Annotated in this window: 12 protein-coding genes and 1 other RNA gene; 2 read left to right on the top strand and 11 right to left on the bottom strand. The window is 57.3% G+C overall.

What is annotated here, in order from left to right; all coding sequences use genetic code 11:
• Positions 1-20 precede the first annotated feature (20 nt).
• Positions 21-106, top strand: an RNA gene (gene ffs / locus ACUZ9P_RS00075) — signal recognition particle sRNA small type.
• A 146-nt stretch (positions 107-252) separates the two neighbouring features.
• On the opposite strand, the gene ACUZ9P_RS00080 is transcribed toward ffs, so the two are convergent.
• Positions 253-1041, bottom strand: coding sequence for an FCD domain-containing protein (locus tag ACUZ9P_RS00080; protein WP_298994046.1), 789 nt, complete (start codon positions 1039-1041; stop codon positions 253-255).
• Positions 1042-1365: 324 nt separating this feature from the next.
• Between ACUZ9P_RS00080 and ACUZ9P_RS00085 the strand changes: the two genes are divergently transcribed.
• Complete coding sequence (locus tag ACUZ9P_RS00085; RefSeq protein WP_449248162.1) at positions 1366-2622, top strand: NAD(P)-dependent malic enzyme; 1257 nt, start codon at positions 1366-1368, stop codon at positions 2620-2622.
• A 577-nt stretch (positions 2623-3199) separates the two neighbouring features.
• Here the strand turns inward: ACUZ9P_RS00085 and ACUZ9P_RS00090 are convergent.
• The 10 genes from ACUZ9P_RS00090 to ACUZ9P_RS00135 all read right to left on the bottom strand — a co-directional run bounded on the left by ACUZ9P_RS00090 (position 3200) and on the right by ACUZ9P_RS00135 (position 12159).
• Entirely contained in the window at positions 3200-4579 is a 1380-nt protein-coding gene (locus ACUZ9P_RS00090) for a sigma-54-dependent transcriptional regulator (RefSeq protein ID WP_449248163.1), read from the bottom strand.
• A gap of 8 nt (positions 4580-4587) precedes the next feature.
• The gene (locus ACUZ9P_RS00095; protein ID WP_298994040.1) at positions 4588-6078 is read right to left on the bottom strand and encodes a sensor histidine kinase; all 1491 of its coding nucleotides are present in this window, start codon (positions 6076-6078) and stop codon (positions 4588-4590) included.
• A 263-nt stretch (positions 6079-6341) separates the two neighbouring features.
• Positions 6342-7682: a glucose-6-phosphate isomerase gene (locus ACUZ9P_RS00100; protein ID WP_449248164.1), complete on the bottom strand. Its 1341-nt coding sequence runs from the start codon at positions 7680-7682 to the stop codon at positions 6342-6344.
• A 41-nt stretch (positions 7683-7723) separates the two neighbouring features.
• A complete protein-coding gene (locus tag ACUZ9P_RS00105) occupies positions 7724-8110 on the bottom strand; it encodes a hypothetical protein (RefSeq protein WP_449248165.1) in 387 nt (128 codons plus the stop codon).
• Positions 8110-8622, bottom strand: a complete 513-nt coding sequence (locus ACUZ9P_RS00110; RefSeq protein ID WP_298994035.1) for a YchJ family protein — start codon at positions 8620-8622, stop codon at positions 8110-8112. Before ACUZ9P_RS00110 ends, ACUZ9P_RS00105 begins: the two co-directional genes overlap by 1 nt.
• Before the next feature lie 169 nt (positions 8623-8791).
• Positions 8792-9697, bottom strand: coding sequence for a hypothetical protein (locus ACUZ9P_RS00115; protein ID WP_449248166.1), 906 nt, complete (start codon positions 9695-9697; stop codon positions 8792-8794).
• A 59-nt stretch (positions 9698-9756) separates the two neighbouring features.
• Entirely contained in the window at positions 9757-10068 is a 312-nt protein-coding gene (locus ACUZ9P_RS00120) for a hypothetical protein (protein ID WP_022658266.1), read from the bottom strand.
• 93 nt (positions 10069-10161) lie between these two features.
• A complete protein-coding gene (locus ACUZ9P_RS00125; protein ID WP_449248167.1) occupies positions 10162-10758 on the bottom strand; it encodes a DUF4881 domain-containing protein in 597 nt (198 codons plus the stop codon).
• Between the two features lie 13 nt (positions 10759-10771).
• Positions 10772-11836, bottom strand: coding sequence for a sulfite exporter TauE/SafE family protein (locus tag ACUZ9P_RS00130; RefSeq protein ID WP_022658264.1), 1065 nt, complete (start codon positions 11834-11836; stop codon positions 10772-10774).
• A gap of 17 nt (positions 11837-11853) precedes the next feature.
• Entirely contained in the window at positions 11854-12159 is a 306-nt protein-coding gene (locus tag ACUZ9P_RS00135) for a DVU0150 family protein (RefSeq protein ID WP_022658263.1), read from the bottom strand.
• Positions 12160-12409: the final 250 nt, after the last annotated feature.

Below are 12409 nucleotides of genomic sequence, written 5' to 3' on the forward strand. Positions count from 1 at the left end.
TTTGCGGGTAAGTGTCTTGCCAAGCCGGACGGCGGCAGCACTGCCAACCCCGTCAGGTCCGAAAGGAAGCAGCGGCAACAGACGTTGCCGGGTGTCCGGCCCACAAAAAACCGCAACGGTAAACCCGTTGCGGTTTTTTGCGTCTTTGCGAACTTGCGCCAGCCACCGGCCCCGGAAAAAGGAATTGCCGCCGCCCCCAGAGGACACAGCGGCAATTCCTGTTCTGCTACAATTATGCGGGCAAAAGCCGCGCTAATTCTGATCTTTCGATGGCTCGTCCTCATCAACCATCACATCCACCTGATAAATGCCGCGCATTTCGTCCAGGTGAGTCCGCATGGCCTTTTCCGCCATATCCGGATCACGTTTTTTGAGCGCTTCGTACACGCCAACGTGGGCGCGGTATGAACGTTCGCTCTGCTTGCGTACCTGCAAGGAGGCGTACAGCGGCGTGATCAGCCAACCGGCAAAGCCCTCGGCCAAAAGCCCGAGAAAATTGTTGCCCATGCATTCCACAAGATAACGGTGAAAATCAATATCCGCTTCGGCAAAAGCACGTATTTCCGATGCGTCCAGCAATCTGCGCTGATTTTGCAGCTGCTCGTCCAGGCGGGTCAGCTGCTCATCGGTTATTTCAAGGGCCATGCGCCGCACCACAGCAGTTTCAAAAAAGAGCCGCAGATCGTGCAGTTGACGCCAGCCGTCAGGCGAGCTGGAGTAAATCTCCAGTGTAGCCCTCATCTCGCGCAGCAGGGGCTTGAGCGTCAGGCGGCACACGCGGGCGCGCATGCCGGGTGAAACCTCAATAAGGCCCATGCGCGCCAGACCGGAAAGAGCTTCGCGCACAGCAGGCCGACCCACGCCGAACTCGTCCATCAACTCACGCTCGGAGGGCAGCTTTTGCCCTACCTGATAAACGCCGCTCTGAATGTCATCCAGCAGACAGCTCAGCACTTCGGTGTGCACTCTGGGCCGCTGGATGTTGCGCTTTCTTCCGGCCTGTGCCTCGGCATCCATATTTTTCGAATTTTCGGTATTCATGGCGAAATTCGTTTCTCCTTGAGGTCTGCGGTACGTCGCATCTTTATGAAAAAACAAGAATTTTTATGCGTTAAAAAAGCAGTAATCCCATAAACCTTATAAAATTTTCATAAGATATTTCCTTACCCCATGAATTTCTGTATACTTATACAAGAAGGCCGACACAAAATGCCGCGGCTGACCGGTTACTTCCGGCGATTGCCCGCAAAGCCACATTGTTGCTGGCCCAAAACTTTTTTGCGAGCATGTTCAACTGAGGCTGCCCCGCGCCGACGGCGCATTTTTTACACTGTCACGGCAGACAAACAGATGAAGGAGCAAGTGATGTCACGTATCAAGAACCTGCGGGAAGAAGCCCTGGCCATGCACAAGGAATATCAGGGGAAAATTGAGGTTCGGGTCAAAGCCCCTGTGCGCGATAACGACGACCTCACCCTGGCCTACTCGCCCGGCGTTGCCGAGCCTTGCATGGAAATTCATAAAGATCCCGCAATGCTTGATGTTTATACAAACCACTCCAACTTTGTCTGCGTTGTTTCCAACGGCACTGCCGTGCTCGGCCTTGGAAGCATCGGCGCTGCCGCAGCCATGCCCGTTATGGAAGGCAAATCCCTGCTGTTCAAAACCTTTGGCGATGTGGATGCCTTCCCCATCTGTGTGGACACCAAGGACACCGGCAAGATCGTGGAGCTGGTTGAACTGATGGCCCCGACCTTTGGCGGCGTGAACCTTGAAGACATCAAGGCCCCTGAATGCTTTGTCATTGAAGACACCCTGAAAAAGAACGGCATCTTCAAAGGCCCCATCTTCCATGACGACCAGCACGGCACAGCTGTTGTTACGCTGGCTGGTCTTATCAACGCTCTGAAAATTGTTGGCAAAAAACTTGATGAAGTGACCGTTGTTACCAGCGGCGCTGGCGCTGCGGGCATTGCCATCATCAAGCTGCTCATGGCTGTGGGGCTCAAAAACGTCATCATGTGCGATTCCAAGGGCGCTATCTGGCAGGGCCGCCCCGAAGGCATGAATCCCTACAAGGATGAAATCGCCAAGCACACCAATCCCAACAAAATCAAGGGCGGCCTGGCCGAGGCCATCAAGGGCGCAGATGTCTTTATTGGCGTTTCCGCGCCCAATTCCCTGAACGAAGACATGATCCGCAGCATGGCCAAGGATCCCATTGTTTTTGCCCAGGCAAACCCCATCCCCGAAATCTGGCCCCTGCAGCGCGCTTTTGACGGCGGCGCAAAAGTGGTGGCAACGGGCCGCTCCGACTGCCCCAACCAGATCAACAATGTGCTGGCCTTCCCCGGCATCTTCCGGGGCGCTATTGACGTGCGCGCCACTGACATCAACGATGCCATGAAGATCGCCGCCGCCAAGGCCCTTGCCGAACTCGTCAAACCTGAAGAGCTCAGCCCCAGCATGATCATTCCTTCGACCCTGAACCCGGACGTGGCTCCTCTGGTGGCGGCTGCCACAGCCAAGGCCGCCATGGAAAGCGGCATTGCCCGTGTCCACATAAATCCTGACGTTGTGGCGGAAAACCTCAGAAAGCGTCTCGCCAAGCGCCGGGGGTAAACTTCTGGTCGCTGGCTGGTCATCACCATTCAAGGGGTCGCGCATGCAGCGCGGCCCTTTTTTTGCCAGCTGTCTACGGGGTCAAAATCCAGCGCCGCGCAAATACTGGCCTGCGTCAGATTTCAACCTTGACTGAAAAGACATTCAGGAAAAATAAGTCCCTGTTTGGTCACTCGTTCTGTCGATAATACAGCATTTTAAGAAGTGATACCACGCAATATGCCTGTGGGCAATTACCTGCTGTGGGCCCTTGCATTTCAAAACCCTTCAGCCCACTGACTGGTTGCTCAACCTATAAAAAATTATCATTTCTGTAAAGACCTCCGACGCAAATTTGCAACTGGTCTGGCATATTCTACCAAATTCGTCCAACATACCATTGCGTTATTTAACTAGTTTTTTACTCAGCAAGAAATGAAAAATAATAAAGGCGCCCTCAGCCGAAGCTAGGACGCCTAATTTTATATATCTATGGAGGGGGCTGAAGCACTGGCAGCTTGTCTGCGCACTATTTTGGCAGAGCTCCTGCAAGACAGGCGCAGAAAAGCTTTGCTGCTCCGCCCTGCTTCAAGCCTGATTAATGGCCGGTAATGCCATATTTTTTGAGCTTGTATTGCAACAGACTTTTTGAAATTCCAAGATATTCTGCTGCCTTGACCTGTACAAGCTCCGCCCGCACCAAGGCACGGCGGATAAGCGCGGCTTCAATCTTTTCAAGCGTATCAGCCAGATCAAGCTGTACAGGCAGCAAGTCCACCGCGCTTTTGAACTGCGATTCTTCATCGCGGATCTCGGCGGGTAGGTTATCCACGTCAATAACATTGCCCGGCACCAGCACGAGGCAACTTTCCACCACGTTTTCAAGCTGGCGGATGTTGCCCGGCCACTCGTAACCCGTGAGGTAGTTCAGCGCTTGAGTGCTGAAGGTTTTGGGCGGCATGGAATTGTCTGTGCAGACCTTTTCCACAAAGTGCGCCACAAGCAGGGGGATGTCTTCCCTGCGTTCGCGCAGAGGCGGTAGGGGAACCTGGACAACGTTGAGGCGATAATAGAGATCATCGCGGAATGTCCCTTTTTCCACCAGCGTGGCAAGATCCTTGTTGGTGGCTGCCACCACGCGGATATCCACTTCAATTTCCTCACCGCCGCCCACACGTTCAAAACGCCGTTCCTGCAACACCCGCAGCAGCTTGACCTGAAGGTCAGGCGTGAGTTCCGCAATTTCATCCAGAAACAGGGTGCCGCTGTCTGCCTGCTCAAAGCGCCCGCGGCGCATGGCGACAGCACCGGTGAACGATCCCTTTTCATGCCCGAAAAGCTCGCTCTCAAGCACACCGGGGTTCAGGGCCATGCAGTTCACCGACACAAAAGGCTTGTCTTTACGGGGGCTGGTATAGTGGATTGCCCGGGCCACCAGCTCCTTGCCCGTACCGGATTCACCGGTAATGAGCACCGTGGAACGGCTGGGCGCAGCGCGCTCAACCATGAGCAAAACGTCCCGTATGGCCCTGCTGCGGCCCACAATCTTGTGGACGCCGTAGCGGTCTTCCATAACTTCCTGCAACAACCGGTACTGGCGGTGCGCCCGCGAAAGTTCCACGGCGTTGTGGATGGAAAGCAGCAGTTCGTCATTGGAAAAAGGTTTGGTGATGTAGTCAAATGCGCCGTAGCGCATGACCTCGACGGCGCTTTCAATGGAGCCGAAGGCCGTCATGATAAGCACCGGAATGTACGGCCAGTTTTTTTTAACCCGCTCAAGCACTTCGCGCCCTGTGACCTTGGGCATTTTCATGTCGGTCACAACAACGTCCACTTCGCTCTCGTCCAGAAATGCCAGTGCGGTTTCAGGGTCGCTGATGGCCGTGACGGCATAGCCCTCGTCTTCAAGCAGGGTTTGCAACACCAGCAGATAGTTTTTTTCGTCGTCGATGATGAGAAGATGCGCTTTTTCGCTCATTATGTATCCTATGCGCCAGTTTGGGCTCTGGGCAGCAGAACCCTTACCAGCGCCCCGCCCTCGGGGCCGTTTTCAAGCTTGATGACACCGCCGTGGCTTGAGATGATCGACTGCACAATGGGCAAACCAAGCCCAGTGCCGCCGTCTTTGGTAGTAAAAAAGGGATCCAGCAGGTTGGGTAGCGTAGCGGGGTCAAAACCGGGGCCAGAATCAAGAAATTCAATGCAAACGTGGCCGTTGTCATCAATGCGCCCTTTTATGCGCACAACGCCCGGCCCATCCATCGCCTGCTGGCCGTTCACAAGGATATTGTAAAAAGCCCGGTACAGCAAATCCTTGTCGCCGGGTGTAAAAAGCCCACTCTCGCACTGCCGTTCAAGCGCCACGCCGCAGCGCCCCATCTCGCCTTCAAGAAAGGCCAGAACCTGATCCAGCACCACATTCACGTCCACAACGTCCTGCTTGGGCTGGCGGGGGCGGGCGTAGTCCAGAAAGTCGTTGACTGTCTGCGAAAGCCGAACAGCCTCGTCAAAAATCGCCCCAAGAATACGGCGTGTGCTGGCGTCGGCCTTGTCGGTACGGCGTTGCAGCAGTTCGGCGCTGGAACGGATGATGCCCAGCGGATTGCGGATTTCGTGCGCGATACTGGCCACCACCCTGCCCATGCTTACCAGCCGTTCATTGCTGTGCAACTGGTTTTCAAGAACCCGGTTCTTGTACATACGCGCCGCAAGCACCCGCTCCGACCGGTGGATCAGCATGAGCAGCAGGCCAAACATGATCACAGACGAAAGCAGACACATGACAACAATGATGCCCTGAAACGTCAGCACCTGCTCATAGTCGCCTGTAATATCCTGCGTGAGCTCCAGCGCGCCCATGATGGGCGCTTCCTCACCGGGGTGCAGGGGTTCGCCGCGCAGGGGGTAAAGAATGCGCAGCACAAACGAGCCTTCCTGCAACGGCACACGAAATGGAGCCTGCCAGCCCGGCATGGTCGAGATGATTTCCGACCTCGGCGCTCCGCCTTCCAGAATGTCGTCCAGATATGGCGGGGATAAACCAGCGCGGCCCAGATCTTCCTTCTTGGTGGAATACGCCACCAGACGCGAAAAATCATAAATGCGCAACCGCTCGACCGGCAATCCGTGAATGACGGACTTCACCACCTGATCCAGCCTGTCATATTGTTCTGGCTGGCGCAGGGCAATACGTCCGTAGCCCAGCAAGGTGGGCAAGGCGAATCGGCGAAATATCTGGCTGTTGAGATTTTCCACAAGCTGCTGGGCAAAGTTCTCCTGCCGTGTGAGCAGGGTCTCGCGCGCAGAGTTGGAAATAAAGAAAGAAAGCCCCAGGCTGGTCAGCAAAATGACCACCAGCGAGAGCCAGGATAATGTGCGGGCGTAACTTGGCAACGCGCTATCCGTGTCAACGGTCTGGGCGCAGGCATCCTCGCACTGGCGGATGCAGGCTTCGTTACGCTGCTTTTTTCTGAACATAGCAATGCCTTTGCGCGCACGGCGGCTCCGGACGGCGCGGCACTTCTGCCACCACCGCTGGGGCGCAGGGAAAACGACCGCTACGCCCCGCCGCAAAGCCGCCGCTACGCGACAGGTTATAAAAACCCCAGGCATATCCGAAAGCCGCCGTCTGACGGCCACCGCCACTCCTGAAGCACATTTCGGCACACAGGCAAAGGGTTGCAACCAGCGCGGGACACCGTTTTTTTGCCCTTGGCAACGGTCCCGCACCGTTCACTTGCTTAAAACTTCTGTTCCATTTTGGGTACGGCAAGGTATTCTGCCAGATCGGCTTCTTCCTGCGCATAGCCGCCAGCCCCAAGCCGCGCGTTGGCAAGGCGTTTGCCCAGCTCCACTGCGGGTTGATCCAGCGGATTGATGCCCATGAGCCAACCCGTAAACAGGGTGGCCGCCTCAAGCAGCAGCATGAGCGAGCCGGCGGCGCGGGGGCCGTTGTTGTGCATTTCCACATGCAGCAGGGGCACGCCGCTCTGGCACAGGGCCATACGGGTTCCCAGGGCCTCGGCTTCAAGCAGGCTGCCAAAGGGTTTGGCCCGCAGCCAGGCCCACTGATCCGGCACATCCATGCCGAAATTGGGTCCCTGCGCCTGATCGCGGCTGGTCAGGAAAATGCACCCCTTGTTGCGCGGGCCGCTCAAAAACATCTGGTTGATGGAATGCTGATCCGTCACCCCGGTGGCGGGCACAGGCTGGCTGCCCTGCCCGTCCTTGCCCAGGCTTTCGGCCCAAAGCTGGGCAAACCAGTCGCCGTAGGCGGCCCACTGCGGAATGTAGCTGAAAAATATCAGCTGGCTGTAGCCCTTGTCTTCCAGAGCCTTGGCCCAGCAGGCCAGAGCAAACGAAGGATGATCAGCAACCTGCTCCGGATTTTGCAGCAGGGGGCGTGCAACATCGGCTGCGCCGTCCAGCAGGGCCTGCCAGTCTATGCCCAGAAAGGCCGCGGGCAAAAGCCCCACAGCAGAGAGAGCTGAATAGCGGCCGCCAAGATAATCCGGCACTTCAAGGGCGGTCAGCCCATAGCGGTTGGCTTCTTCGCGCAGGTAGCCCTTGCGTTCATCGGTGACAACGATCATCTGATCCTGCCAGCCCTCGCCCACGCTGGCCTTAAGCCAGTCACGCACAAGAAAATACTGCGAGATGGTCTCAATGGTGCCGCCAGACTTGCTGATGCACACCACCACGGTTTCCGCGGGATTGAGCTTGCCGAGCAGGGCTTCAAAGCGCTCCGCACAGACATTGTCCGCAATCCACAGCCACGGGCCGCGATGAGCGGGGCCGTCCTGCCCCGGCGCAAAGGCCTGCTGCATGGCCCGCGCCCCAAGGGCAGAGCCGCCGATGCCCAGCACCAGCATATGCTTGTAGGCCTTGATGCGGGGAATCAGCGGGGCCATTTCCACTTCCAGCTTGGCGCGGAAGGGCATGGAAATAAAGGGCAACTCGCCGGATGCCAGCTCGCGCTGAAGCCTCTGGGCCACTTCCGGCGCGCGCGCCTTCAGGGCCGCAGCAGAATCAGCGTCAAGGCGATGAGCATACGCTCTCGACCATTCGAGCAAATGAGGCATGGATACCTCCTGTGGTGTTGCGCCGCGTTCTTGGTGGCGCATTACAAAAGTCGCAAGGGTTTGGGAGCAAAAAAACGCCGCCGCACGGCCTTGTAAGTCTGCGGACGCACGCCAAACCGGCAATGCCACAGGGCACAGGCATCACGCGCCGCACAGGCGCGCACCTCTACCCTGTCGCCAGCACAGCCCATGCACTGCCTGCGAATGGCCCGCAGAGCCTGACGTGCGGCTTGCTCCGCCGGGGCGGGGCATTCCTCGCCCGCCAGTGTGGCAAGCCGCCAGGCCCAAAGGGGGCAATCTTCATCCGCGCAGGCGCGAACCGCCTTGGCAGACGCACCCTGGCACTCCAGACAAAACTGCCGGATGGCTGTCAGAGAACCATTCTTGCCCCTGCCGGAATTTTTTGCGCGTTCTGCGTCCGTGGTCATCAGGATTTGGAAGCCCCGCAGCATTTCTTGTATTTTTTGCCGCTGCCGCAGGGGCAGGGATCATTACGCCCCACCTTGGGTTCCTGCCTGCGGTAGGCGTCAGGCCGCAGGGCCACGCCGTCCACATAATAAATCTTGTCGTCCTTGCGCAGAAAAAAGCTACGCTCGCCCAACTGGCGGGGGATCCCCTCCAGTTCATAATAGGCATAGAATTCAACAACATCAAAAAGTTCGCCGTGTTCTCCGGCGGGAACATCGTTTTCGGTCGCGGCAATATCAAGACGCAGCCAGGTTATATCCCTGGTCTGCTCGGCCAGCTTGTCGGCGTCCACATTTTCCCGGTAGTCAGGATGCGTGGTTTCCACAAGCCACTGATGGCGGCCAAGCACATAGGCCGAATACCGCGAACGCATGAGGCTTTCTGCGTTCTGGGGCCAGGACGCGCCTTCAATATGGGGGCCGCAGCATTGGTCCAGAGACTGGCCGCTGCCGCAGGGGCAAAGTTGAGACATGAAAATTCCGCCTTGGTTTAAGCCCTCAGGGGGCATATGCAACACAATAAGCATAGCTTATGGCAAAGCAGGCGGCAAGAGCGGCAAGGCGGGATGAATGCGGCGGGCAAAAAAAAAGCGGCATGCACAGGTGACGCGCCAAGTGCATGCCGCAGGAGACCGAACGACCTTATCTGTCTTTGACCGGAGGAGAGAGCGGCCTTGGGGGTCGCAATTGGACAAGACAGCCAGGACGAACGGCGGTATTGGTCGCACCGGCTTCTGCCGCCGGGCTTGAGATTGAGTCAAAATTCAGTTCAAGCGTGCCGTTCTTTGCTTCTTCGGCGCGGGCAGTGCCAAGGGGCATGCCTTGCGCATCATAAACGGCGCAGGGCGTTCCCTTTGCAGGCGCGCGCAGACCATACAGCAGGCACCAGATGTGGCCGGATTGCGCTTGCGCGGCAGTGTCAGCATTCTGTTCCACGCGCACGATTTCTCCGCAGCCAAGGGTTGTCAGCTGGCGTATGTACTTGCTGCCAAGCCTGAACACCACAACCCCGCCCAGCAGGGCCAGACCGCAGCATCCCGCAGCCAGCACAAAGGGGTTATAGCCGGTAACGCGCCGCAAGTACGAAGTAGACGCCGCCCGCATGGCGGTTTCATCGGCATGCACAATAACAGTATAGTGCTGCGTGGTGCTGGCAGCCGCACCCCTGAAAGAAACTTTCAGGGCGTAACTGCCGGGTTCCGCCACGGCATCGGCGCGCACACTGCCTCGCCACATGCCGTTGCCAAACCAGTAGCCCGCAAAGAATCCTTCCAGATCATAAAAAAGGGCCGGATTTTCCGGGGCAAATTGCGCCTTGAGGTCGCTGTTGACGGGATTTTTGATGGTCAGCGGCCCGGATATGGACACGCTGCCGCCGGGCAGCAATTCGATCACATCCGCGCCTGACCTTGCAAGGCCTTGCAGGCCGTCAAGTATTCCCAGCAGGGCAAAACCCAGCAACAGGGCGCACAGAGCGCCCCAATAACGCTGCCGGGCACGGGTCTGGAGGCAGTTCTGCCAACCCTGACTCTTGATGAATTCCCCCATAGGTTCCTTCCTGCCCGCCTGTGGTATGGTCATGACACACGACATGCTGCTGCTCCCGTTTATCGGCGATCAATGACGGGGCACATGGACGTTTCGGCCACGTGCCAGCTTACAAGCCTCTGCCCAAGGCGCGGCAGTTCCACAAGGCTCTGAAACTCGGCGGGATATATCTGGCGCACCTTTTTGGTGAGCCAGAAGGCCCCTGCCCACGTAGGCACCGTGATGCCAAAAAACCATGCGCAGAACACCAGTTCCGAGGCCCCAGAACTGTGGGCCGACTGATACATGCCCACAAAGATCGCGCCAACCATGACTGCGTTGGCCGCAACCCGGATTATGCTGGAATAAAGGGTCTGACGGTAACTGTTCATTGATGCTCTCCTGAGTGTGTTTGTCCACCCGAGGGGCGCCGGAGCGGGGCGAACCGCTCCGGCGCGCAGGGTGGGGGTAGGCACCCTGGGGGTTTACTTCTTGAAGATGTTGGTCTTGGTCACGTTCATGATGCGCATGGCCTGGGCCTTGTCGGCATTGCGGTAGGCAATGCGCATTTCATCACCAGCGGTCCATACATAGGCCGGGTAATCCTGGGCTTCAGCAGGAATCTTGAAGGTGATCAAAGACTTTTGACGTCCAGAGTACACGGTGACGGTCTGCTGGTCCTTGTCGATAATGGGGAAGGTCTTGCCCTTGACCTTGGGATGGTCGGAGCCGACGTTCTTTTCCACATCGGTGAACTGCACGGCCAGTTCGCGTACACTGTTGGTCTTCTGGTCATAGATAAGCACGGTGTTCTTGACCAGGTCGATCATCAGGCGGCCGCCCACGCTGGGGCTCGGGCCCATGTCTTTGGATTCCACAGGCAGCTTGAAGGTATGCGTGCCGCCGCTGTAGTGCGGGTTAAACTGATCGTGCGTCACGTCCACCACGATGGTGAGGGTTTTGGCTGTGGCATCAAAGGCCACGCAGCGTCCCTGTTCCACGCCTCCGTCGAAGTTGCAGCCGGTGAGCAGTGCAACAGAGAAGGCCATCGCCAGCATAAGCATCAGGTTACGAATCTTCATGGCGGGTCTCCTTCTAGTTGGCCGCGGGCTGGTTCTTCTTGGCGGCAATTTCCGCCTTGGCGCCCTGTACCATCTTGACGGTTATGTAAAGGGAGATAGCCGACACGAAGCCGAGCACGTCGATCGTAGCGGTCGGGCCAAGCAGCCAGCTCCACGCCGGGAATTCAGCTTCAACCAGCTTGCACACAACCGAGATGAGGCAGCCGATAACAGCCAGGCCAAACACGAGGCGGATGCCGTAGCCCTTTACATACTTGGTGGCAACAACGCCGATCTGCGCGCCGATGGCCGCGCCGCACAGCATGATGAGAGCGGCAAGCAATTCCACGCGGCCCTTGTATGCGTACGAAGCCGTGCCGTAGAGACCGGAGATGGCGACTTCAAAGAGGTCCGTACCCACCGCCAGATGGGTGGGGCAGCCGACAAGATACACCAGGGCGGGCATGCGGATAAGACCGCCGCCGATGCCGAGGATACCAGCCAGCCAGCCGGTGAAGAAGCTGACGAAGATGGGCAGCCATGCGGAGCAGGTGATGTTGGCCTGCTTGAAGTGGAAGACAGGCGGAATCTTGATGGCGTGCAGGCGGGAGGCCCAGTCAACGCCAGTGGCCGTCTGGTCAAGTTCCCTGTTCTGGGCTCTTGCTTCACGTTCCTTCCTGCGGCGGGCGGCGATATCATGAAATACAAGCCATGCCAGCAGCACAAGCAGGACAACGTACAACCAGCGCACAACCTTGTCGACGGAACCCAGGCGTTCCAGCCACATGACCATCTGCGCGCCAACTTCCACGCCCACGATGGTACCAACCAGCATGGTCAGGCCCAAGCCGTAGTCAACGTTGCCGAACTTGCCGTGCCGCATGGTGGAGATAAGCGATTTACCCGCCATCTGCGCCACGTCGGTACCAATGGCAAAGGCCATGGGGAAACCAAGAATGTTAAGACCGGGGGTAACCATCCAGGCGCCGCCCATGCCGAAGAAGCCGCCGATAATGCCAACGCCCAAACCAAGAATGACAAGGCCCGGCCAGAAAATGAACACGCCGGAAATGGGCATCAAAATATACAACCATTCCATAACTTGCCTCCTTCCGACTACTTTTCGGACAATTCGCGGTGCTTGAGGTCAATGCCGATATGCGTCATGACGATATCTGCCAGCCACCCGAGAATGCAGCCAGTAACCGGGATGATGGCCATAGTCAGAATGGCAAAAAAGAAATGGCTTTCATTATACATTTCAGCCCACCAGTACAGTATGCCGTCAAGCTTGCGCGTATCGGCGACCACCACAACGTTGGCAACCTTGCCGCCGCCAGCAGCCAGGGCCGCGCCGGGCAATGCCGCAACCAGCAGCGCGCAACCTGTAAGCCATGTCCAGAGCCTCTGCATCCTTTTCATAACTTCCTCCACATCAAAATGTGACATCTCCACTTCAACCACTTACCCATTTTGCGGTGTCTCCCGTCGGGGGCAGGCACCGCCTCGTTGCCTCGAATGTGAAAGTATTAGCAAAGGCTGTGCCATTGCATAATTATTGCCTGTAATTGCGCCTTTTTTTCTATTTTTGCGCGAAAAATCTTGTCACGAAGAGCAATGTTTTTTATACTCAGCTCAAAGATTGCGCTTTTTTGCACAAAACAGGGGAGCA

This window comes from Desulfovibrio intestinivivus, from assembly GCF_053570665.1.